The sequence below is a fragment of the Pseudomonas sp. P9_2 genome (genome assembly GCF_034008255.1).
GTDB classification, from domain to species: domain Bacteria; phylum Pseudomonadota; class Gammaproteobacteria; order Pseudomonadales; family Pseudomonadaceae; genus Aquipseudomonas; species Aquipseudomonas synxantha_A.
On the sequence record NZ_CP125376.1, the window covers coordinates 5,900,808 to 5,922,991 of the forward strand.

General features: G+C 58.3%; 19 protein-coding genes. 6 read left to right on the forward strand and 13 right to left on the reverse strand.

The window, feature by feature from the left end; all coding sequences use genetic code 11:
* The first annotated feature begins 176 nt into the window (after positions 1 to 176).
* The 6 genes from QMK52_RS25830 to QMK52_RS25855 all read left to right on the forward strand — a co-directional run bounded on the left by QMK52_RS25830 (position 177) and on the right by QMK52_RS25855 (position 7,233).
* A complete protein-coding gene (locus tag QMK52_RS25830; RefSeq protein WP_320403638.1) occupies positions 177 to 1,457 on the forward strand; it encodes a glycerate kinase in 1,281 nt (426 codons plus the stop codon).
* A complete protein-coding gene (gene pyk, locus QMK52_RS25835; protein ID WP_320403639.1) occupies positions 1,447 to 2,862 on the forward strand; it encodes a pyruvate kinase in 1,416 nt (471 codons plus the stop codon). The genes QMK52_RS25830 and pyk overlap by 11 nt, the downstream gene beginning before the upstream one ends.
* 105 nt (positions 2,863 to 2,967) lie before the next feature.
* Positions 2,968 to 3,843, forward strand: a complete 876-nt coding sequence (locus QMK52_RS25840) for an urea transporter (protein WP_320403640.1) — start codon at positions 2,968 to 2,970, stop codon at positions 3,841 to 3,843.
* A 31-nt stretch (positions 3,844 to 3,874) separates the two neighbouring features.
* Positions 3,875 to 4,699, forward strand: coding sequence for an ion transporter (locus QMK52_RS25845; protein ID WP_005786531.1), 825 nt, complete (start codon positions 3,875 to 3,877; stop codon positions 4,697 to 4,699).
* Between the two features lie 94 nt (positions 4,700 to 4,793).
* Positions 4,794 to 5,795: a sulfate ABC transporter substrate-binding protein gene (locus QMK52_RS25850; RefSeq protein WP_005786529.1), complete on the forward strand. Its 1,002-nt coding sequence runs from the start codon at positions 4,794 to 4,796 to the stop codon at positions 5,793 to 5,795.
* A gap of 241 nt (positions 5,796 to 6,036) precedes the next feature.
* On the forward strand, positions 6,037 to 7,233 hold the full coding sequence (locus QMK52_RS25855; RefSeq protein WP_320403641.1) for an MFS transporter: 1,197 nt from the start codon (positions 6,037 to 6,039) through the stop codon (positions 7,231 to 7,233).
* Positions 7,234 to 7,350: 117 nt separating this feature from the next.
* On the opposite strand, the gene QMK52_RS25860 is transcribed toward QMK52_RS25855, so the two are convergent.
* The 13 genes from QMK52_RS25860 to QMK52_RS25925 form a co-directional block, all read right to left on the reverse strand.
* Positions 7,351 to 9,096, reverse strand: coding sequence for a M10 family metallopeptidase C-terminal domain-containing protein (locus QMK52_RS25860; RefSeq protein ID WP_320403642.1), 1,746 nt, complete (start codon positions 9,094 to 9,096; stop codon positions 7,351 to 7,353).
* 238 nt (positions 9,097 to 9,334) lie between these two features.
* Complete coding sequence (locus tag QMK52_RS25865) at positions 9,335 to 11,047, reverse strand: M10 family metallopeptidase C-terminal domain-containing protein (RefSeq protein ID WP_320403643.1); 1,713 nt, start codon at positions 11,045 to 11,047, stop codon at positions 9,335 to 9,337.
* Between the two features lie 882 nt (positions 11,048 to 11,929).
* A complete protein-coding gene (locus QMK52_RS25870) occupies positions 11,930 to 13,054 on the reverse strand; it encodes a M10 family metallopeptidase C-terminal domain-containing protein (protein WP_320403644.1) in 1,125 nt (374 codons plus the stop codon).
* A gap of 305 nt (positions 13,055 to 13,359) precedes the next feature.
* Positions 13,360 to 14,892 (reverse strand): M10 family metallopeptidase C-terminal domain-containing protein, encoded by a 1,533-nt coding sequence (locus QMK52_RS25875; RefSeq protein WP_320403645.1) that lies wholly within the window; start codon positions 14,890 to 14,892, stop codon positions 13,360 to 13,362.
* Between the two features lie 417 nt (positions 14,893 to 15,309).
* Positions 15,310 to 15,873, reverse strand: a complete 564-nt coding sequence (gene phnN / locus QMK52_RS25880; RefSeq protein ID WP_005786520.1) for a phosphonate metabolism protein/1,5-bisphosphokinase (PRPP-forming) PhnN — start codon at positions 15,871 to 15,873, stop codon at positions 15,310 to 15,312.
* A gap of 320 nt (positions 15,874 to 16,193) precedes the next feature.
* On the reverse strand, positions 16,194 to 16,589 hold the full coding sequence (locus QMK52_RS25890; RefSeq protein ID WP_005786516.1) for a hypothetical protein: 396 nt from the start codon (positions 16,587 to 16,589) through the stop codon (positions 16,194 to 16,196).
* Positions 16,590 to 16,605: 16 nt separating this feature from the next.
* On the reverse strand, positions 16,606 to 17,790 hold the full coding sequence (gene ccmI / locus QMK52_RS25895; RefSeq protein ID WP_005786514.1) for a c-type cytochrome biogenesis protein CcmI: 1,185 nt from the start codon (positions 17,788 to 17,790) through the stop codon (positions 16,606 to 16,608).
* Positions 17,783 to 18,256 carry a cytochrome c-type biogenesis protein gene (locus QMK52_RS25900; RefSeq protein ID WP_005786512.1) on the reverse strand — a complete coding sequence of 158 codons (474 nt, stop codon included), beginning with the start codon at positions 18,254 to 18,256 and terminating at the stop codon, positions 17,783 to 17,785. The genes ccmI and QMK52_RS25900 overlap by 8 nt, the downstream gene beginning before the upstream one ends.
* A complete protein-coding gene (locus tag QMK52_RS25905; RefSeq protein ID WP_005786510.1) occupies positions 18,253 to 18,789 on the reverse strand; it encodes a DsbE family thiol:disulfide interchange protein in 537 nt (178 codons plus the stop codon). Before QMK52_RS25905 ends, QMK52_RS25900 begins: the two co-directional genes overlap by 4 nt.
* The gene (locus QMK52_RS25910) at positions 18,786 to 20,774 is read right to left on the reverse strand and encodes a heme lyase CcmF/NrfE family subunit (protein ID WP_320403646.1); all 1,989 of its coding nucleotides are present in this window, start codon (positions 20,772 to 20,774) and stop codon (positions 18,786 to 18,788) included. The genes QMK52_RS25905 and QMK52_RS25910 overlap by 4 nt, the downstream gene beginning before the upstream one ends.
* Positions 20,775 to 20,777: 3 nt before the next feature.
* Complete coding sequence (gene ccmE / locus QMK52_RS25915; RefSeq protein ID WP_005786506.1) at positions 20,778 to 21,236, reverse strand: cytochrome c maturation protein CcmE; 459 nt, start codon at positions 21,234 to 21,236, stop codon at positions 20,778 to 20,780.
* Positions 21,233 to 21,409 carry a heme exporter protein CcmD gene (gene ccmD, locus QMK52_RS25920; protein WP_005786504.1) on the reverse strand — a complete coding sequence of 59 codons (177 nt, stop codon included), beginning with the start codon at positions 21,407 to 21,409 and terminating at the stop codon, positions 21,233 to 21,235. Before ccmD ends, ccmE begins: the two co-directional genes overlap by 4 nt.
* On the reverse strand, positions 21,406 to 22,161 hold the full coding sequence (locus tag QMK52_RS25925) for a heme ABC transporter permease (protein WP_320403647.1): 756 nt from the start codon (positions 22,159 to 22,161) through the stop codon (positions 21,406 to 21,408). Before QMK52_RS25925 ends, ccmD begins: the two co-directional genes overlap by 4 nt.
* Positions 22,162 to 22,184: the final 23 nt, after the last annotated feature.

The window sequence follows — 22,184 nt, forward strand, 5'->3', positions numbered from 1 at the left end:
ACCTTGGAATGCAATCCAGTGTGGGAGGGGGCTTGCTCCCGATAGCAATCTGTCATTCAACCACTATGTCGACTGATACACCGCTATCGGGAGCAAGCCCCCTCCCACATTTTGACCGCATTTCAAATCTGAAATGGCTGCACTCCTAACAATAAGAATCCCCCGGGAGCCCGCTTATGTCGGTCGATCCGCAACACCTGCTTCGCGAGCTGTTTGCCACAGCCATCGACGCCGCCCACCCCCGGCAAGTCCTTGAACCCTACCTGCCTGTTGACCGCAGTGGCCGAGTGATCGTGATCGGCGCCGGCAAGGCCGCGGCCGCCATGGCGCTGGTCGTCGAAGACTGCTGGCAGGGAGAGGTCTCGGGCCTGGTGGTCACCCGCTACGGGCACGGTGCGCCGTGCAAAAAAATCGAGGTGGTCGAAGCGGCCCACCCGGTGCCGGATGCTGCCGGCCTGGCTGTGGCCCAGCGCGTACTGGCGCTGATCAGCAACCTGGGCGAAGAAGACCGTGTGATTTTCCTGCTGTCCGGCGGCGGTTCCGCGCTGCTGGCCTTGCCCGCCGAAGGCATCAGCCTGGCCGACAAGCAAAGCATCAATAAAGCCCTGCTCAAATCCGGTGCCACCATTGGCGAGATGAATTGCGTGCGCAAGCACCTCTCGGCGATCAAGGGCGGGCGACTGGCCAAGGCCGCATGGCCGGCTACCGTGTACACCTACGCAATTTCCGATGTGCCGGGCGACCAGGCCACGGTGATCGCCTCGGGCCCAACCGTCGGTGACCCGAGCACTTCGCAACAAGCCCTGGCAATCCTCAAGCGCTATGGCATCGACGCTCCCGCCTCGGTGCGCAGTTGGTTGCAAAACCCCGCCTCGGAAACCGTCAAGCCTGGCGACCCGGTGCTCGCCCGCAGCCACTTCCAATTGATCGCCCGCCCCCAGCAATCCCTGGAAGCCGTGGCCGTGAAGGTCCGCCGGGCAGGGTTCAGCCCACTGATCCTCGGTGACTTGGAAGGTGAAGCGCGGGAGGTGGCCAAGGTGCATGCCGGCATCGCCCGGCAGATTGTGCAGCACGGCCAGCCCCTGGCAGCGCCGTGCGTGATCCTTTCGGGCGGCGAAACTACCGTCACCGTGCGCGGCAACGGCCGTGGCGGACGCAATGCCGAATTCCTGCTCAGCCTCACCGATAGCCTCAAGGGCATGCCCGGCGTTTACGCCCTGGCCGGCGACACCGACGGCATCGACGGCTCGGAAGACAATGCCGGCGCGATCATGACCCCCTGCAGCTACCGCCGTGCCGAAGCCCTCGGCCTGAGCGCCAGCGACGAGTTGGATAACAATAATGGCTATGGCTATTTCTCCGCCCTGGGCGACTTGATCGTCACCGAGCCGACCCGCACCAACGTCAACGATTTCCGCGCCATCCTGATCCTTGAGACTGCCAACCATGACGCCTGACAAGAAGGTCAAAATCCTCGCCACCCTGGGCCCGGCCACCGACGGTATCGATGACATTCGCGAGCTGGTGCAAGCCGGGGTGAATATCTTCCGCCTCAACTTCAGCCACGGCGAGCACGCCGACCATGCGCAGCGTTACCAGTGGATTCGCCAAGTGGAGCGCCAGCTGAATTACCCGCTGGGCATCCTCATGGACCTGCAAGGGCCGAAGCTGCGGGTCGGACGTTTTGCCGAAGGCAAGGTGCAGTTGATTCGCGGCCAGGCCCTGCGCCTGGACCTCGACCCGACACCTGGCGACCAGCGCCGCGTCAACCTGCCCCATCCGGAAATCATCGCTGCCCTTGAACCGGGCATGGACCTACTGCTCGACGACGGCAAACTGCGCCTGCGGGTAATCACCAAACACGCCGACGCCATCGACACCACCGTGCTCAACGGCGGCGAGCTGTCCGACCGCAAAGGCGTAAACGTCCCCCAAGCGCTATTGGAACTCAGCCCGCTCACCGCCAAGGACCGCCGCGACCTGAGCTTTGGCCTGGAGCTGGGCGTGGACTGGGTGGCGCTGTCCTTTGTGCAGCGCCCGGAAGATATCCGCGAGGCCCGCGAGCTGATTGGCGACAAGGCCTTCCTGATGGCCAAGATCGAGAAGCCCTCAGCCGTGCAGCGCCTGCAGGAAATCGCCGAGTTGAGCGATGCGATCATGGTGGCCAGAGGCGACCTGGGCGTGGAAGTGCCGGCCGAAAGCGTGCCGCAGATCCAGAAAGACATCATCAGCACCTGCCGCCAACTGGGCAAGCCGGTAGTGGTCGCCACGCAGATGCTCGAATCCATGCGCTTCTCCCCGGCGCCGACGCGTGCCGAAGTCACCGATGTCGCCAACGCCGTGGCCGAAGGCGCGGACGCGGTGATGCTGTCGGCGGAAACCGCGTCGGGCGAGTATCCGCTGGAAGCCGTGCAGATGATGAGCAAGATCATCCGCCAGGTGGAAAACGGCCCGGATTACCAGGCGCAACTGGACGTCAGCCGGCCCAAGGCGGATGCCACGGTGTCGGACGCCATCAGCTGTGCGATCCGGCGCATCAGCAGCATCCTGCCGGTGGCGGTGCTGGTGAACTACAGCGAGTCGGGCAGTTCCAGCTTGCGCGCCGCACGGGAACGGCCGGTGGCGCCGATCCTCAACCTCACGCCGAACCTGTCCACGGCGCGACGCTTGAGCGTGGTGTGGGGCGTGCATTCGGTGGTCAATGATTGTTTGCGCCAGGTCGACGAGGTGTGTTCCACCGCGCTGGAAATTGCCCAGGCTCAGGGTATGGCGCAGCGTGGGGATACCTTGGTGATTACCGCAGGGGTGCCGTTCGGGCAGCCGGGGTCGACCAACTCGCTGCGTATCGAAACCCTACTGTAGGAGCGAGCTTGCTCGCGAAGAACGTCAACGATGACGCGGGTATCCTGAATGCACGCGGCGCCCTTGGGTTTTTCGCGAGCAAGCTCGCTCCTACAGGGAGCTGCCATGCACAACCAGACCTGCCCCGACTGGGCCGAAGCCCTGCTCAACGGCTGCAGCCAGATTTTCCTGCAGCGCCACCCGCTGTGCGGCCTGCTGTGCCTGCTGGCGATCCTGATCGGCGCCCCGGCCTTGCTCGGCGGTGCGCTGCTGGGCGGCGTCGCGGGGTTGCTCACCGCCCAGCGCCGCGGGTATCCCAAAGCTGAGCGTCAGGCCGGGCTGTATAGCTACAACGGCGTACTGCTGGGCTTGTTGATCAGCCAGCACTTTGCCTGGTCGGCGCTGGTGCCGCCGTTGATCCTGGCGGGCGGCGGCTTGAGCGCTATCCTCACCCGACAATGGTTGAAACACGCCAGCCGGCCCCACAATTTGCCCGCCTACACCGCGCCCTTTGTTGGCCTCGGCTGGCTGCTGCTCGGCCATGTACCTCAATCTACGCTTGCGCCGGCCCAGGTCGACATGTTCGCGGTACTCACGGCGCCCTTTTCCGGTCTTGGGCAAATCATGCTGCTGGAGCAGCCCCTGGCGGGTCTTCTGATCACCTTGGGCTTGCTGCTGGCTGACCGCCGCGCGGCCGCATGGGCTTTGTGCGGCGCCAGCCTCGGTGTGCTGGCCGGCCTGTGGCTGAACGAGCCTTCCGGTGCCCTGCTCGGTCTGCACAGCTATAACCCGGCATTGGCGGCCCTGGCCCTGAGCCCGTTAAGTCGCCAGCCCTGGTTGCCGCTGCTGGGCATCGGCCTGGCCATCCTGCTCACGCCGGGCTTTGCCGCCCTGCACCTGCCCGCACTTACCGCACCGTTTATCCTCGCCTGCTGGCTGGTGCGCGCCGGCCACCGGTTGCTTCACAAACCCCGCATGGACAGCCCGTTCGAATCCCCCTAGGCTTGCTCGATATTCGCTTCAGGCAGGATTTATGGACAGCAACAACGACTGGCGCCAGCGGCTCTACATCATGGTGTTTCAAAGCGATACCGTCGCCGGGCGGCGCTTTGACGGCATCCTGCTGCTGATCATCCTCGCCAGCCTGGTGATCGTGATGCTCGACAGCATCGACCAGATCCACCAGAACTACGCGGACGTGCTGGCCTATATCGAGTGGGGCTTCACGCTGATCTTCGCCATCGAGTACGGCCTGCGCCTGTATTGTTCGCCCAAGCCGCTGCGCTATGCCTTCAGCTTTTATGGCCTGGTGGACCTGCTGGCCATCGTCCCCGGCATCCTCGCCCTGTACTACAGCGATGCGCAGTACCTGCTGATCATCCGCATCATTCGGATGCTGCGAATCTTCCGCGTGCTCAAGCTCAGCCCCTACCTCAAGCAAGCCAATTATTTGATGGCGGCGCTGCGCGGCAGCAAGCAGAAGATCGTGGTGTTCCTGGTCAGCGTGTGCACGCTGGTGACGGTGTTCGGTACCTTGATGTACGTGATCGAGGGCCCGGAACATGGGTTCACCAGCATTCCCAAGGGCATCTACTGGGCCATCGTGACCCTGACCACCGTGGGCTTCGGCGATATCGTGCCCAAGACACCGCTGGGCCAGGTGATTTCATCGTTGGTCATGATCACCGGTTATTCGATCATTGCCGTACCTACAGGCATTTTTACCGCCGAGCTGGCCAGTGCCATGCGCGGTGAACAGCTGCGTACCGAGTGCCCGGCGTGCAAGAAAGACAGCCACGAACCCAACGCCGCGTTTTGCTCGCGCTGTGGCAGCAATCTTTTCCATAAACTGGAATAAGCAAAGTTCGTTTTAATCTTTAAAGGTCTATGCAGGCCCGGCTATAGTCGCTGGCAAATTGCCTCCCCTCTTCTCGAACAACAAGGAATGAGCAGTGAAAAAAATCCTCAGCGCCTCTCTTCTGGCCGCCGGCCTGGCCTTGGCGGGCTCTGCCCAGGCAGCGACCACCCTGCTCAACGTCTCCTACGACGTGATGCGCGACTTCTACAAGGACTACAACGCCGCTTTTCAGAAGCATTGGGAAGCCGAGCACCCGAACGACAAGTTGACGCTGCAGATGTCCTTCGGCGGCTCCAGCAAACAGGCGCGCTCGGTAATCGACGGCCTGCCGGCTGATGTGATCACCATGAACATGGCCACCGACATCAATGCCCTGGCCGACAATGGCAAGCTGGTGCCGGACAACTGGGTCACGCGCCTGCCGAACAACAGTGCCCCCTTTACCTCTGCGACCGTATTCATCGTGCGCAAAGGCAACCCCAAAGCCCTGAAAGATTGGCCGGACCTGCTCAAGGACGGCGTGCAAGTGATAGTGCCCAACCCGAAAACCTCGGGTAACGGCCGCTACACCTACCTGTCGGCCTGGGGTTATGTGCTCAAGAACGGCGGCGACGAAGAGAAGGCCAAGGCCTTCGTCGGCAAACTGTTCAAACAAGCGCCCGTGCTGGACACCGGTGGACGTGCCGCGACCACTACGTTCATGACCAACCAGATCGGCGACGTGCTGGTGACCTTTGAGAACGAAGCAGAAATGATCGCCCGTGAGTTTGGCCGCGATCAGTTCGAAGTGATCTATCCAAGCGTTTCCGCCGAAGCCGAGCCGCCCGTTTCGGTGGTCGACAAAGTGGTCGAAAAGAAAGGCACCCGTGCTGCCGCTGAAGACTACCTGAAGTACCTGTGGTCGCCAGAGGGTCAGGAAATTGCGGCCAACAACTACCTGCGCCCACGGGATCCTAAGGTGTTGGCCAAATACACCGACCGCTTCCCGAAGGTGGACTTCCTGTCGGTGGAGAAAACCTTTGGTGACTGGCGCACGGTGCAGAAGACCCACTTCAACGATGGTGGGGTGTTTGACCAGATCTACTCTGGCCAGTGAATGATCTTGACTGAATAGACTCGATCAAAATTGTGGGAGGGGGTTTGCTCCCGATAGCGGTGTGTCAGCCAATGCCTGTGCTGACTGACACACTGCTATCGGGAGCAAGCCCCCTCCCACATTGGGTTTTGTATTGAGTCATTATTTCGCGGCATGACAGTTATCACGCCAAGCGGCCTACTCACTGCCGGCCCTTGCCTTTACTCTCTCACCCCATCGTCCTTCGCCTTACGAGCACGCCATGAACGCTACCTCTCACGCCACAGGCACCATGACCCGGAGCATGGTCATGCTGTTCGCGTTTTGCTGCGGCGCCATCGTCGCCAACATCTACTACGCGCAGCCAATCATCGAACTGATCGCCCCGGACATCGGCCTGACACCGGCGATGGCCAGCCTGATCGTGTCGCTGACACAAATCGGTTATGCCCTGGGCCTGTTCTTCCTGGTGCCGCTGGGTGACTTGCTGGAAAACCGCAGGCTGATGATCTTCACCACCGTGCTGGCTATCGCGAGCCTGTTGGGCGCAGCGTTCACCGAACAGCCCAACCTGTTCCTGCTGGTGTCGCTGCTGATCGGCTTCAGTTCGGTATCGGTGCAGATCCTCATCCCGCTGGCCGCGCACCTGGCCCCTGCCGAATCCCGTGGCCGTGTGGTCGGTAGCATCATGGGCGGCTTGCTGCTGGGCATTCTGCTGGCGCGGCCGGTGTCCAGCGTAGTGGCCGACCACTTCGGCTGGCGTGCGATGTTTATGGCCGCCGCCGCCTTGATGGCGTTTATCAGCGGGGTGCTGATGCTGACCATTCCCAAGCGTCAACCCGATCACAGCGCCAGCTACGCGCAATTGCTGCGCTCCCTGGGCACCTTGCTGCGTAAGCAGCCGGTATTGCGCCAGCGTGCGTTTTATCAGGCGTGCATGTTTGCCACCTTCAGCCTGTTCTGGACCGCTGCTCCACTGGAGCTGGCGCGCAACCATGGCCTGAGCCAAAGTGAAATCGCGCTGTTCGCCCTGGTGGGTGCCCTGGGCGCCATCGCCGCGCCCATCGCCGGTCGCCTGGCCGATGCCGGCCACACCCACCGCGCCTCGCTGCTGGCAATGCTGTTTGGCGCGTTGAGTTTCCTTCCGGCGTTCGTGCATCCGTTGTACAGCGTGATCGGCCTGGCAGTGACCGGCGTGGTTCTGGACTTCTGCGTGCAGATGAACATGGTCCTCGGCCAGCGCGCTGTATACGCCCTCGATGCCCACAGCCGCAGCCGCCTGAACGCGCTCTACATGACCAGCATCTTCATCGGCGGTGCGTTCGGTTCGGCAATTGCCAGCAGCGTGTATGAACACGGCGGCTGGCTGAGTGTGATGCTGGTGGGCAGCGCTTTCCCACTGGTGGCGTTGCTAGGGTTCCTGGGTACTTCCCGTAAAGTCTCCGTGACTACCGCCTGACCACTCTCATCAACACTTTTTATCACGCACAAAAGGGCAGGACTGGATCAACTACTGATCAGTCCTGCCCAGCTTGACTTCATGCAATGACGATTCTAGAAAATCGCCATTAATCTATCAGAGATAACCGTCATCCTTGACGTTCAGCCCAATGACATCTTCCGGGCTGATCATTCGCGTGCTTTTAATCAGGAAGTCGGTCTTGCCATCTCCATCCAGGTCTATTGCCAGCAGATAACGGCCCGATTGCGGATTGAACTTGATAATAGTGTCACCCGCTTTACCGCTGTAGCTATCAACGAAGTTAAACGCGACCTTGCCGTCAATGGCCATTTGCGACAAATCTATCTTGTCCTGGCCCGTGTTGAAGTCCACCAGTAGATCGGCATTGGTGCGGCTCGAGTCCGTGAAGGCATTGAACTTGAACGTGTTCCAGCCACCTCCGCCGACTAGAGTATCGCTCCCACCCCCACCGACCAACACGTTGTCCGCTATGTTGCCAATGATCCGATCATTACCGTGACCACCGATCGCATTTTCGATCACAGTTTTCTCGGTGATCCTGACGTTCTCCTTCATGCCACCTACGCTGGAGCGCGAACCACCTCGCAAGTCAATCGACTGATCCTGCTTGAAACCGGAGAAATCGAACGTATCGTTGCCTCGATCATCCCAAACGGTAAAGTCTGGTTTGTCCGAAGCGGATGTCAGGGTCATCTCTGGCTTTCCGGTGTTGGAGTTGAAGCCATAGATAGTGTCATCCGAGTTGGAGTTGCGGCTTGGCTTGGGCTCGTCATTTGGCGTTTTATCGGCGCCAGCCTTGGGCTCGTCCTTTGGCGTTTTATCGGCGCCAGCCTTGGGCTCGCCCTTTGGTGTTTTATCGGCGCCAGCCTTGGGCTCGCCCTTTGGCGTTTTATCGACGCCTGGCTTGGGCTCGTCCTTTGGCGTTTTATCGACGCCTGGCTTGGGCTCGTCCTTTGGTGTTTTATCGGCGCCAGCCTTGGGCTCGTCCTTTGGCGTTTTATCGACGCCTGGCTTGGGCTCATCCTTTGGCGTTTTATCGGCGCCAGCCTTGGGCTCGTCCTTTGGCGTTTTATCGACGCCTGGCTTGGGCTCATCCTTTGGCGTTTTATCGGCGCCAGCCTTGGGCTCGTCCTTTGGTGTTTTATCGGCGCCAGCCTTGGGCTCGTCCTTTGGCGTTTTATCGGCGCCAGCCTTGGGCTCGTCCTTTGGTGTTTTATCGGCGCCAGCCTTGGGCTCGTCCTTTGGTGTTTTATCGGCGCCAGCCTTGGGCTCGTCCTTTGGTGTTTTATCGGCGCCAGCCTTGGGCTCGTCCTTTGGTGTTTTATCGGCGCCAGCCTTGGGCTCGTCCTTTGGTGTTTTATCGGCGCCAGCCTTGGGCTCGTCCTTTGGTGTTTTATCGACGCCAGCCTTGGGCTCGTCCTTTGGTGTTTTATCGACGCCAGCCTTGGGCTCGTCCTTTGGTGTTTTATCGACAATTGGCTTGGGGTGATCATCTCCCTCAGGCTTGGGTTCACATCTAAGTACTTCAGTGCCAAACCCGGAGATGAACGAAAAAGACAAAGTGGAAGTGGCGACTTCTCCAAGTTGCAGCAGCCTGGGGGGCACACCGATATTGACGCTCGATCCGAGCAATCGAGGCAGGAGGGTGAGTCCGCCTGTCACCTGCTCAGATAAACTCAGCAGCTGGGAGTTATTTGAGGGGTTCAGACGAGTGGTCGAGTGCTCGTGGTGATGCGCTCTACTGGCTTCATTGTTGCCAGGAAGTGCCGCAGGTGACGACGGCTGAGCGGCATGGCTAGAAACCTGGAGGCTCAAAACAGGTGCACTTATATTCAACATAATGTTACCTTCTCGATTAGTAATAGAAAAACAACAACCCAACATTTCGCAAACACTACCATTTACGAACTTTTGCAAAATCGTTTCGCCCAACGTACAAGCCCAGCAAAAATTGCACTTTTTACATACTGGAAAGTTTACGTGCAGCAGCGCTTATCAAACTGCAGGCAACATAATGCAGCCGACGCATATGCGAATTTAAAAACAACATCACGACAACTAGACTAGTTACAGTATTTTATTTGAAAACTCTTATCGCATTCGCACTCTTGAACTGTTCGACCCGCCAAGCCCGCTCTGTAAAGCCATGCTGCTCAAGGGCTGGCAGTAGTACCGATCGAAGCTCTCCATTTGGCTCGGGGCATGGCTCCGGCTTGGGATCCGGTGGCTTAGGGCATGGCTCCGGCTTGGGATCCGGTGGCTTAGGGCATGGCTCCGGCTTGGGATCCGGTGGATTAGGGCATGGCTCCGGCTTGGGATCCGTTGGCTTAGGGCGCGGCTCCGGCTTGGGATCCGTTGGCTTAGGCTGCGGCTCCGGCTTGGGATCCGTTGGCTTAGGCTGCGGCTCCGGCTTGGGATCCGTTGGCTTAGGCTGCGGCTCCGGGGTACCGCCGTGCCCCATTACGTCGCCGGCTTTAATCCGGCCAATGCTTTTTATCAGCAAATCAGCTTTACCATTTCCCGTCACGTCCAGGGCTAGGCTACCCTCGCCACTGCCCTCGTCGTACTTGAGCATGATTTGGCCTGGATGGCCGCTTAAATGATCGACAACCTTTGGCGCACTAATACCTGACGCTTTCAGGATACCTGAGAGATCAATCTTGTCTGTACCGCTCTCAAAATCCAGAATGACGTCGGGATTGTCGGGGGTTGATTCACTTGCTCGGCCATAAACAAAGGTGTCCCCTCCCCCGCCCCCGAGTAATCTGTCCGCCCCACCGCCCCCTTTGAGGCGATTAGCGACCTCATTACCTTTCAGGGTGTCGTTGCCTTTACCCCCCACTGCGTTTTCAAGTACAACGCCCTTGGCGATAGAGACATTCCCCTTCAACGCCCCAACATCTGAAAATGACTCTGCATTGAGATTGATGTTCTGGTCCTGTGAAAACCCGGAGAAATCCAATGTGTCATTTCCACCTCCATCCCAAACACAGAAGACAGGACTGTCGTTCGCTCCCTTCAGACTCAACGCTTCACGGTTGGTATTGGAGTTGAACCCATAGGTCGTATCAGTATTACGGGTTTTGGTATTGACCCCGTATAGCCTCTGTACAGCTGCAATATCATCCATCAACGGTGCAGAAGGCAGCTTTGAGTTGAAATTATGTCCGGGCTGATTTTTCTCCGAGAAATAGCTCATTACCGAGCGCGCCCTGGTATCCCCCGCGTACACCGCGTCACGCCCATAGTCCGCAAAACCATTATATGCACCAGGATGCTCTAAGCCGATGGAGTGCCCTATTTCATGAACAAGTGCTGTGCGGAAAAAACTTCCGACTTCTGGATTCTCCCCTGCGTTCGCCGTTCCAATATTTGCAAATGTTTTATACCTGTACTTGTTGGGCAAAATGGCCACACCACCCGCCGTTCCAGGCATATCATTGATATCTATATGACCGTCAGCGTTTTGTGCATTTTCAGCGAATGTCACGTTGGCGACATCCGCCCAAGACTGCATCGCTTGCCTGGCCTGCTCCGCCTGCTGCGCGGTGAACCCCTTGGAAATACGAAACGACAAATCGATTTTTTTATCGTTGTTGCGATCACTAAAACGCAAACCCTGCCGGGTGATTTGTTTCCCAGCCTGCTCCGTCGTGAATTCCCTCTTATTACTGTGCAGCGTATACCCCTCGCCAGGCCCATCAACAGGTCTATCAGGATTAACATCACGCCTGGGATCAAGTCTTTCAAAAACACCAACTTGAGCAGCTGGCGCTATTAACGAGCTCATAAGCAAAATTCCTCACGCAACCAAATTCAAAGTAGCAACCGCCAAACTCGAAAGACTAAATGCCAACACAGAAACGGTGCCAGTCATCGGCACATGGCTAAGTTCTCACATCACACTCATTCATACCACGCGCAAATTAATTCACTCCGACACACTCTAAACCCTGAACACACTTTGAGCGCACAACTGCAAAAACCTGAAACCATACAAACATATGATATCTTTTAGACTTGATCGCAACCTGCTGATCTTGTTAAAAATAAAGAACTAAAAACAAAATAAACCATGAAATATTATCAACCCATTACTCACAATTAGATAACACCACTTGCCCTCAACAACAACATCCAATCGATTACTCACACCCCCTACTACTTTGCTCACCGTATAACCAAAAAATCTCAGCACCTAACGTTAACGAAAAAACCCGCACTTCCAACCCTCGTGTATTGTGTCTGCCTGACAACCATGACTTTATACACTTCCATAACTGAACGGTCTTACGACCGAATGCTTAGTGGTTTGTAGAAGGTAAGTAAGTGAAGAAAACCCTACATATAGGGCGGCGACGCTGCTTGGAATCTGACACGCCGTGCTGTTTACCCGTAATAACGCAGATCATTTCGCAGCAACAAACATTCGTCCTCCCGCGTCAACACGTGCAGCGAGACTGTCAGTTTTTGTCCGTTGGTTTCAGCGAGTAGAGAGAAAGCATCAAGCCCTGATGGCCTGACGAGCGCATGAGCACATGCCTTGATGCTGCAATGCAAAAAAAAACAGACTTGATCGCGATGTCACCCGCGTATCAAGTCTGTAGATAAAAGTGAAAAATGATTGTTTAGCGCATAGAACAACATCAACGCGAATATTGGTTCACGTCGCTCACACCCGTGTAGGCATTTCATGCCATCCCATTACGTCTCGCGAGCCGAAAGGCCGAGTACTTTTTATCAGGAAGTCAATTTTTTGGTCACCCGACAGGTCAACCCCGAGGAAATAACGTCCGCTCTGCGGGTTGAATCTAATAACGGTTTCGCCAGGTCGACCCGTGAACCTGGGCACCAGCTTCAACTCAACGCCGGTCGTCGCAGCCAGGCCCCTTAAATCGATCTTGTCCCAACCGGCCTTGAAATCAGTCAGTAGGTCAGCCTTCGCGTAGGTAGAGTCTGACGCTGTATTATATTTGAAGATATTGCTCCCACCGCCGCCGCTTAATGTATCCGCGCCCTCACCACCGGTCAGTACATTATTAGATGCATTGCCAAGGATCCGATCATCGCCTGAACCGCCGATAGCATTTTCAATGGCCGACCCGATGCTGATGTGAACATTATTAACCAGCCCACCCAAGCTGGAATAGGCACCGGCACCCAAATTTATGACTTGATGCTGCCTGAACCCGGAGAAGTCCAATGTATCGTTACCCAGTATATCCTCAACCCTGAACCATGGCGTGTCATACGTCGAGGTGAACGACATATCGGGATTTCGGGTATTTGAATTAAAGCCATACACTGTATCCCCCGGAAAATACTGCGTAGACACTTCATTCAGCGCGGGGTTTAAATAGGCCCTTGCCTCAGGTATCGGGCGTGTCTGGACCAAGGGTCTCGAATTCGGCCGTGGCTCGAATTGCGGAATTGGCTTGCGCTCACCCCATTCGTCGCGCCCTGTGAAAACCTGCTTAAACTTTCCGTAATAATCTGTGAACTTACTCACGGTGTCCCTGAAGGCGCCGCTCATCCAGTAATAATGGGTGAACGCCTGAGTGTGTTCGTTTCTGGAGAAAGGCGGGGTCAGCCCTCCATTGTTGCCATACGCGCGGTTAGTGCCCTCCTTGAACGCCGAGAAGCGCTCAGCAGATGATGAATAGCCGCTATATTGTACGGTGCGCTCGCTGGAGTACCTGGGCATCATCGCTTCGCCAGCAGCGCCTTGCGGCGGGAAGCTGGAGAATGCTGACGGGTTATACACCTGGGAACCCATACCGGAACCATATACATTCATAATGTCAATACTCCATCCAAATCATATATCAATTTAAATAATTACCATCTATCGCATGATTAGGAGATACGTACAAAACAAACACTCACACGATCAAAGCGCGGCCAAATTCGCACAAACATTCCCCCGCTCACAACAGCCTATTTATTTCAAACTAAAACTTACACCCCACAGACAAGAAAACTTAGGAAAACACCACCTAACCGAAACATCAACATACAACCAGACATTCCAGACCTATGATTTTCAAACAACAGTCTTAGACAAGGCCGCTGAACCACAGGTTGTTCACTAACAAAATTACATTATCTGAAAATCGATAACACTCCGTTCACCATACGCTTGAAGACCGAAGTCACTTTCTTGATAACCCCCATTCCATACCAGGGTGACGGCTCAGGCGCAGGGCGCGGATCCGTGTCTGAATGCGTATCCGGATCGGACGGTGGAACGGGAGCCGGGTACGGGTCGGGCACAGCAGTAATGTTGGTTTCAGAAGCCGGAATCACCGTGGGTGACTGATTGTTCCAAACCACATCCGTCGGTTTTATCTGGCCTTGGCTGACCACCAACAGATCCGCCGTACCATTGCCTGTCGTATCCACCGCCAGGGTGTAACGGCCAGTTGTAGAGTCGCGGCCAAGCACCGCCTCACCTGCACTGCCGCTGAATTGATCGGCAAAGCTCAACGACTTGAGCCCCACCGCCCGAAGGGCTCCGGTCAGGTCGATCTTATCGATCCCGCTGTGAAAGTCCTGGATGATATCCGGATGCTGCGGCGTCGAATCGCTGACGCGCTGATAGACGAACGTATCCGCCCCGGCCCCACCGTGCAGCTTATCTACGCCCCGGCCGCCCGTGAGGCGATTGTTTTCTTCGTTGCCCACCAAGGTATCGTTGCCGGAGCCGCCAATGGCGTTTTCCACGCTCACGCCCTTGGCAATCGACACATTCCCCCGCAAGCCACCTACATCTGAGAATGTCTCGGCCTTGAGGTTGATGGTTTGGTTCTGGGTAAACCCGGAGAAGTCGAGCGTGTCGTTACCACCGCCGTCCCAAACGGTGAAAACTGGTTTTTCATTCCCGCGCTTGAGGCTATAGAACTCCCGGCCAGAGTTGGAATTGAAACCGTAGGTGGTATCGGTATTGCGTGTTTTTGTATTCGCGCCATAAAGCCGCTGGGCAGCGGCAATATCATCCATCATTGGCGCCATCGGGCTGTGCCCGGCAAAGTTGTGCCCAGGCTGATGAGTCTCCGCCCAGTAACTCATGACACTGCGTGCCTTGGTGTCCTGCGCATATTCGGCAGAGCGGGAATAATTGAAGCCCCCGCCATCGTATGCACCCGGATGACTGAGCCCCAGGGTATGTCCCAACTCGTGGATCAACAGCCCAAGGAAATGGCTGCCAATTGTCGGGTTATGCTCACCACTGGTCCCGATATTGGCCTGCATTCTGGAGTTATACCGGTTAGGCAAGCTCGCCCAGCCTGACGAACCTGACATACCCCTGATACTAATGGTTCCGTCGGTGTTAGAGCCGTTTTCTACAAATTCGATATTGGCTATGTCCGCCCAGTATTGCAGGGCTTGTCTGGCGCGTTCCTTCTGAGCAGCGTTGAAGCCACTGGAAAAATTGAAACCCACTACAACTTTGCCATCTTTATTGAGGTCATGAAACTTGGAGCCACTGCGCGTGATTTTTTTCGCCGCCTGATCCGTGGTAAAGGCTTTTTTATTATTCGCCCAACGTAGAATGTCGTGCTCGGCGGTTGATAAATTGAAGTGCGATGTCACTGGGGACTGCTCGCGGGCAGCCTGTCTGACAGGGAGATGCATGGCGTATTGTCACTCTCAACAGTGAAGAGTTAACCGTCCATGTATGAATTACCGACACTGGTCGATCCATTGCCAGCCCGATAAAAATCCCATATTTAAAACATCTTCACTACCGCTATTTAATTGCAGTAACACGCAATAAACGCGCCAGTAAAAAAACCGTACAAGTTTTAGTTGGCGCGACACATCCGTACATATCAACACGCCCAAAAGCCTGATAACAGAAAAAGAAAAACGTAGAAAATATTTAATTAAATGGGTCAAGAATTGAGCTTCAAACATTACGAAACCCACTCAAACACCCCGAAGAAAAAAAACTCAACGCCAAGGTTCTGATCTGATGCTCGAGCATGGCCGAGCCTTACACGAAGAGGTTGTCCTGACCTACCGCGACATGCTGCGCATCACCCGTGACGATCACGAGTATCCGTGATCCAGGCAACACAGCAGGCGCTCAACGGTATGCTCCAGAGGCCCGGAATTATCCAGCACAAACAAACCCGCGCCGTTTCCGGCAATCAGCTCAGCGGTAAATCGCGCGTTGCGCGCCAATCGCTCTTCGATGTCCGCCAATGACTCACGCCCGCGTGCGATCAAACGTTGGCGCAATACGGCTTGATCGACCGTCAGCAGCAACACCAACAATGTGGGGTAACGCTCACGGGTCTGCGCCAGGTGGGCGCGAGAGCCATTGACCAGCACATCGTCCCCTGCGGCCAGCCACTCGTCGATTTCCCTGGGGATGCCATACGACAAGCCATTGGCCTGCCAGCTCAAGGCAAACGCGCCCTCGGCGTCCATCCGCGCAAACTCCTGCGGGCTCACCCCTTGCGCCGCTTCGCCCACTGCCTCCGCCGAGCGTGTGATCACCCGGCGCACCATGCGACAACCACGCGCCTGCAAGCGCAGGCGTGCGGCATCCAGCAGGCTGTCCTTGCCCGAACCCGATGGCCCGATGAGATAGATCAACCTGCCCGTCATCAAAACACCCTCTTGGCTTGTCTCCAGGCTTGTTGCGCCCCCGGCAACGCGTCGCAGTAACCGACCTGCGCCAAGTAGCGACCACTGGAAAGTATATCCAGCAATTTTTCGCCAGCCAGGCCGGCGGCGGCCACATTACCCGAGTGCGCGCTGCCGCGCACCTGTGGGAGGGGGCTTACTCCCGATGGCGGTGTGATATTCAGCTGATCCTTGACTGACCTGATGCTATCGGGAGCAAGCCCCCTCCCACATTTGCCCTCTAGTGCTTGGAAAAATGCATTTCACAGGCACGAAAAAGGCGACCCTCAGGTCGCCTTTTGTCATTGCGCGTACTGCTTGCTCAACCCCGGCGGCACGCCCTGCACATTGGTTTCTTCCCAGGGCCCGTTGGGGCTGATGGAACGGCTCCAGCCGTTGCTCCAACGGTAGTAGGTACGCTGGCGGTAGAAGGTGTCGGGCTGGTCGTCGAGCACGTACACCTGCATCTTGCCGTCCCAGTGGCTGGCAGCCCCCGGTGGTGGAGCAAAGGTGGGTGACTTGCTTGGCAGTGGCTTTGGCGGCGGGGTCACCGGGCCGGAAGGCTTGGTACTCGGCTGAGTCGACGGGCCCGATGGCGGGATGGTCGGGCCGGTGGGTGCCGCAGGTGGGCGGTGGACCGCACAGGCGCTCAGGCCGAGTACCAGGCTGAGCAGGGTGATGCGTGCAAATGCGGTCATGGGCGTTTCCTCAGAATTACTTGTCCGGAGTGTCGATGGTCAATTGCTGCAGCGCAGTGGTGCTGCTGGCCAGCGGTTGGCTGCGGCCGATCCATTCGCCAGTGGTCGGTTGGCCGGCCCGGGATATGCGCGCAACCAATTGGACTTCGGGGAAGTTGGACAGTTTCAACTGCGGCATCATCGCGTCGGCATCGCCCAGTTCGACGGTGATGGGAAGTTCGGCAACGGTGACGCGCTTGGCCGCCAAGGGTGCCGGTGGGCCGCTGACTGCACGGGCGAAGATGAACACACTGTCGGTCGGCAAGGCTTTGGCTTTCGCTTCGGCGGACAGGTCTACACGCACGGTCATTACCGCCTTGCGCGCGACCGTACCGCCGCTCTCTTTAAGCTTCTCGCCAGCCCGGTCAATACCGCCTTGCAGCGCTACACGGGAGTTGTCCTGCGGTGGCAGTTGCGCCAGCAGACGGTTCCAGTAATCGATTGCTTCCTGATAACGCTGGCCTTCAAAAGCGGCGATCCCCAACAGGCCAAGGCTGGTGACTTCCTTGGGATCGAGCTTTAACGCCTCGTCGGTCAGCGCCTGCACCTTGGGCGACCACTGTTTGTTGTCGGCAAAGTATTGTGCCTGGGCCCACTGGCCAAGCAATTCCGGCTGGCGCCCGGCCAAGGCTACGGTGCGTTCAAAGACTTTGGCGGCATCGGCGGAACGGTCCTGAGCCATGTAGGCGCGCCCCAGGAAATACAGGCCCTCGGCCGAATCCGGCTGGGCTGCCGCGGCACGCTCCAGGCGCTGAGTCATGTCGGCCATGGACACCGGAGGCTGTGAGAATTCACGGGTCAGTTCGACCTTGTCGCTTGCCCCATAATGCAGGTACAGCGCAACGCCAAGCACAGGCACCAGAAACGCCGCCAAAAACGGCAGCGGTTTGCCCAGGCGCGATTCACGGGGCTTTTCCACGCCCTCGGTATCGGCCAGCAACTCGCGAGCCGCCTCGGCGCGGCCCGTATCCAGTTGCACGGCGTTCAATACACCTTCGTCTTGCTGCACTTGCAGCTCGGCGACACGTTCCTGATACAGCGCCACGTTCAGCGCGGTACGATCCTCTTCACGCTGGGCGCGACGGTCACGCAGTACAGGAATCAACAGGAAACTCAGGGCAATCAGAAGCAGCAAGCCGGCTGCGAGCCAGAAATCAATCATCAGTCTTGGTGTCCAGCAATTGGTCGAGGCGTTTACGCTCTTCAGGGGACAGCGCGTCGGAACCATCGGTAGGCGCGGCGCGGCGACGGCGCACGATCACCGCCATCACCACGACGCCGGCCAGCAGCAGCCCGGCGGGGCCGAACCACAGCAGCGCGGTCTTGCCGGTAAGGGCCGGTTTGTAGCGCACGAAATCACCGTAGCGGTCGACCATGAAGTCGATGATCTGCTGGTTATCCTTGCCCTCCCCCAACATGCGGAAGATTTCTTTACGCAGGTCAGCGGCGATGGGCGCGTTGGAGTCGGCGATGTCCTGGTTCTGGCACTTGGGGCAGCGCAGTTCCTTGGTCAGGTCGCGGAAACGCTCACGCTCGGCGTCATTGGCAAATTCATAGGTGTCGATGGCGGCATGGGCCACACCGGCCAGGCCCAGGGCTAAAACAGCAGCGGTCAACCAACGCTTCATGGCTTGGCCTCATCGACCAGGGCCTGGTACTTGGCGGCCAGTTGCTCACGCCAGACTACCTCGTCGATCACGCCGACGAACTTGTCGCGGATCACGCCCTTGGCATCGATGAAGAAGGTTTCCGGCGCGCCATAGACGCCCAGGTTCAAACCCAGGTTGCCGTCTTCATCACGGATATCGAGCTGGTACGGGTTATGAAACTCGGCCAGCCATTTCAAGGCCGCCGCATTGTCGTCCTTGTAGTTGATGCCGTAGATCACCACGCCCTTTTCGGCCAGCTTGTTCAGCACCGGGTGTTCGACGCGGCATGAGATGCACCAGGTGGCCCACACGTTGACCAGCGCCGGCTTGCCCTGCAGGTCTGCCTGGGTCAGGGTCTTGTCACCCTGCACCGTCGGCAGGTTGAACGCGGGAAACGGCTTGCCGATCATCGCCGAGGGTAACTCGGCCGGGTCCAGGTACAGCCCGCGATACAGGAACACTGCCATCAGCAGAAACAACGCCAGCGGCACCACCATCAACCAACGTTTCATACTGCCGCTCCTGAAAGGCCCAATGCTTCACGCACACGGCTGCTGACCTTGACCCGATAACGCCGATCCAGCGCGGCGAGCAAACCGCCAAAGCCTGTGAGCAACCCGCCGAACCAGATCCAGCGCACGAAGGGTTTGACATGCACCCGCACAGCCCAGGCGCCGTCGCCCAAGGGTTCACCCAGCGCCACATACAGGTCACGGGTGAAACCGGCGTCGATACCGGCTTCGGTCATCATTGAACTTTGCACTGTGTACAGGCGCTTTTCAGGGTGCAATACGGCGATTTCCTTGCCATTGCGCACTACGCGCACGGTGCCTTTATCCGAGGTGAAGTTCGGCCCTTCGAAGTGCCTGGCGCCTTCGAAGATGAACTGGTAACCGGCCAGGTCCATGGACTCACCCGGCGCCAGGCGCAGGTCGCGCTCGGCGCTGTTCTGGCTGGAGAGCACTACGCCCAAAGCACACACGGCGATGCCAATGTGAGCGATCTGCATGCCCCAGTAACTACGGGTAAGGGTGGGCAAGCCTTTGATCAGGCCTTTGTGGCGCGTCTTGTCGAAGATGTCCCGCACGCCGGCCAGCAACACCCAGGCCGCCAGCAGGAACGTGGCGAGTACCGCCCAATTGGAGTCGCCGTAGGCGAACCCGGCGATCACTGCCAGGGCCACGCTGCCCAACAGCACCGGCATCAACATGCCTGCCAGCCACTTCACCGGGGTGTCTTTCCAGCGCACCAGCACACCGACCGCCATCACTACCATCAACAGGCCCATCAACGGGATGAACAACGCATTGAAGTACGGCGGGCCCACGGACAGCTTGGCGCCGCTCAAGGCATCCAGCACCAGCGGGTAGAGGGTGCCGAGCAGGATCATTGAAGCGGCGACCACCAGTACCAGGTTATTGCCCAGCAGCAGGGTTTCGCGCGACCACAGGTTGAAACCGACCTGGCTCTTGACCACCGGTGCGCGCAGGGCGAACAGGGTCAGGGAACCACCCACCACAAACAGCAGGAAGATCAGGATGAACACGCCGCGCTCGGGGTCGGAGGCAAACGCATGCACTGACGTCAGCACCCCCGAACGCACAAGGAAAGTGCCGAGCAGGCTGAGGGAAAACGCGGCGATGGCGAGCAATACCGTCCAGCTTTTGAATACGCCACGCTTTTCGGTCACTGCCAGGGAGTGAATCAGCGCCGTGCCCACCAACCAGGGCATGAAGGACGCGTTTTCCACCGGGTCCCAGAACCACCAGCCGCCCCAGCCAAGTTCGTAGTAGGCCCACCACGAACCCAAAGTGATACCGATGCCGAGGAAAGCCCAGGCGACGATGGTCCATGGCCGTGACCAACGCGCCCACGCCGCATCCAACCGCCCGCCAAGCAAGGCAGCGATGGCAAACGCAAAAGCTACGGAGAAGCCCACGTAACCCATGTAGAGCATCGGCGGGTGCACGATCAGGCCGATGTCCTGCAACAGCGGGTTGAGGTCATGCCCGTCTGCCGGGATCTGCGGCAGGATGCGGCTGAACGGATTGGAGGTCATGATCAGAAACAGCAGGAAGCCGATGCTGATCATGCCCATCACCGCCAGGACTCGCGCCAGCATCACTTGCGGCAGTTGGCGCGAGAACACCGACACGGCAAAAGTCCAGCCGCCGAGGATCAGCGCCCACAGCAGCAACGAACCTTCGTGGGCGCCCCACACGGCGCTGAACTTGTAGTACCAGGGCAAGGCGCTGTTGGAGTTGTTCGCCACATAGGCGACGGAAAAGTCGTCGGTCATGAAGGCATAGGTCAGGCAACCGAAGGCGAACAGCAGGAAGGCAAACTGACCCCAGGCGGCCGGCTGCGCCAGGCTCATCCACAAACGATCGCCGCGCCAGGCACCGAGCAACGGCACCACGGCCTGGACCACGGCAAAGCACAGGGCGAGGATCATCGCCAGTTGGCCCAGTTCAGGAATAAACAATGCGGACGTCATCACTTAGCCCTCCTTGGCTGGGGTCGCGGGTGCGGACTGGCCACTGTCTTTCAGGGCCTTGGTGACCTCGGGCGGCATGTACTTTTCATCGTGCTTGGCCAGTACTTCGTCCGCCACTACCACACCATCGGCGTTGAGTTTGCCCAGAGCGACGATGCCCTGGCCTTCGCGGAACAGGTCCGGGAGGATGCCGCGGTAGGTGATGGTCACGGCCTTGTTGAAATCGGTGACCACGAAGGTCACGTCCAGAGAATCGCCGGAACGCTTCAACGAGCCCTGCTCCACCATGCCGCCGGCACGGATGCGCGTGTCCAGCGGGGCTTCGCCGTTGGCGATCTGGGTGGGGGTGTAGAACAGGTTGATGTTCTGCTGCAGGGCGCTCAAGGCCAGGCCCACGGCAATGCCGACGCCGACCAGGATGGCAAGGATGATCAACAGACGCTTTCTACGCAGCGGATTCACTTTTCGGTCTCCCGGCGCAGACGTCGCGCCTCTTGTTGCAGGTAACGCTTGCGGGCCAGGATCGGCGCGGCGACGTTGAGGGCCAGCACCGCCAGGCAGATGCCGTAGGCGCTCCAGACATACAGGCCGTGGTGGCCCATGGCGAGAAAATCACTGAAAGAAGCAAAGCTCATCCCCGCGCTCCCAGGCTGGCTTGCACTTGGGCTTTGACCCAACTGGTGCGGGCTTCGCGCTTGAGCACTTCAAGGCGCATGCGCAGCAACAGCACGGCGCCGAAGAAGCAGTAGAACCCCAGCACCATCAGCAGCAGTGGCGCCCACATTTCCACGGGCATCGCCGGTTTTTCGGTGAGGGTGAAGGTGGCGCCCTGGTGCAGGGTGTTCCACCACTCTACCGAGTATTTGATGATCGGGATGTTGATCACGCCGACAATCGCCAGCACCGCGCAGGCTTTGGCGGCGCTATCGCGATTGCTGATGGCGTTGCCCAGGGCAATCAGGCCGAAGTACAGGAACAGCAGGATCAGCATCGAGGTCAGGCGTGCATCCCACACCCACCAGGAACCCCAGGTCGGCTTGCCCCAGATCGCGCCGGTGACCAGCGCCACGGCGGTCATCCACGCACCAATAGGTGCAGCGCATTGCAGGGCTACATCGGCCAGTTTCATCTTCCACACCAGGCCGACGATGCCGCACACCGCCAGCATCACGTAGCAGGACTGGGCCAGCATCGCGGCAGGGACGTGGATATAGATGATGCGAAAGCTATTGCCTTGCTGGTAGTCCGGCGGCGCGAAGGCCAGGCCCCAGACCAGGCCGGTGCCGATCAGCAATACGGCGGCGACGCTCAACCACGGCAGCAGCTTGCCGCTGATGCCATAAAACCATTTGGGCGAGCCGAGCTTGTGAAACCAGGTCCAGTTCATTGCATTTTCCATCACGGGTGCTT

Excerpts from the sequence above, each read along its gene's own strand:
- ccmD (WP_005786504.1), bottom strand. The coding sequence starts at position 21,409 with ATGAGCTTTGCTTCTTTCAGTGATTTTCTCGCCATGGGCCACCACGGC.
- QMK52_RS25845 (WP_005786531.1), top strand. The coding sequence starts at position 3,875 with ATGGACAGCAACAACGACTGGCGCCAGCGGCTCTACATCATGGTGTTT.
- QMK52_RS25875 (WP_320403645.1), bottom strand. The coding sequence starts at position 14,892 with ATGCATCTCCCTGTCAGACAGGCTGCCCGCGAGCAGTCCCCAGTGACA.
- ccmI (WP_005786514.1), bottom strand. The coding sequence starts at position 17,790 with ATGATTGATTTCTGGCTCGCAGCCGGCTTGCTGCTTCTGATTGCCCTG.
- QMK52_RS25905 (WP_005786510.1), bottom strand. The coding sequence starts at position 18,789 with ATGAAACGTTGGTTGATGGTGGTGCCGCTGGCGTTGTTTCTGCTGATG.
- phnN (WP_005786520.1), bottom strand. The coding sequence starts at position 15,873 with ATGACGGGCAGGTTGATCTATCTCATCGGGCCATCGGGTTCGGGCAAG.
- QMK52_RS25865 (WP_320403643.1), bottom strand. The coding sequence starts at position 11,047 with ATGAGCTCGTTAATAGCGCCAGCTGCTCAAGTTGGTGTTTTTGAAAGA.
- QMK52_RS25925 (WP_320403647.1), bottom strand. The coding sequence starts at position 22,161 with ATGAACTGGACCTGGTTTCACAAGCTCGGCTCGCCCAAATGGTTTTAT.
- QMK52_RS25830 (WP_320403638.1), top strand. The coding sequence starts at position 177 with ATGTCGGTCGATCCGCAACACCTGCTTCGCGAGCTGTTTGCCACAGCC.
- QMK52_RS25860 (WP_320403642.1), bottom strand. The coding sequence starts at position 9,096 with ATGTTGAATATAAGTGCACCTGTTTTGAGCCTCCAGGTTTCTAGCCAT.
- QMK52_RS25910 (WP_320403646.1), bottom strand. The coding sequence starts at position 20,774 with ATGACGTCCGCATTGTTTATTCCTGAACTGGGCCAACTGGCGATGATC.
- QMK52_RS25900 (WP_005786512.1), bottom strand. The coding sequence starts at position 18,256 with ATGAAGCGTTGGTTGACCGCTGCTGTTTTAGCCCTGGGCCTGGCCGGT.
- QMK52_RS25890 (WP_005786516.1), bottom strand. The coding sequence starts at position 16,589 with ATGACCGCATTTGCACGCATCACCCTGCTCAGCCTGGTACTCGGCCTG.
- pyk (WP_320403639.1), top strand. The coding sequence starts at position 1,447 with ATGACGCCTGACAAGAAGGTCAAAATCCTCGCCACCCTGGGCCCGGCC.
- QMK52_RS25870 (WP_320403644.1), bottom strand. The coding sequence starts at position 13,054 with ATGAATGTATATGGTTCCGGTATGGGTTCCCAGGTGTATAACCCGTCA.
- QMK52_RS25855 (WP_320403641.1), top strand. The coding sequence starts at position 6,037 with ATGAACGCTACCTCTCACGCCACAGGCACCATGACCCGGAGCATGGTC.
- QMK52_RS25840 (WP_320403640.1), top strand. The coding sequence starts at position 2,968 with ATGCACAACCAGACCTGCCCCGACTGGGCCGAAGCCCTGCTCAACGGC.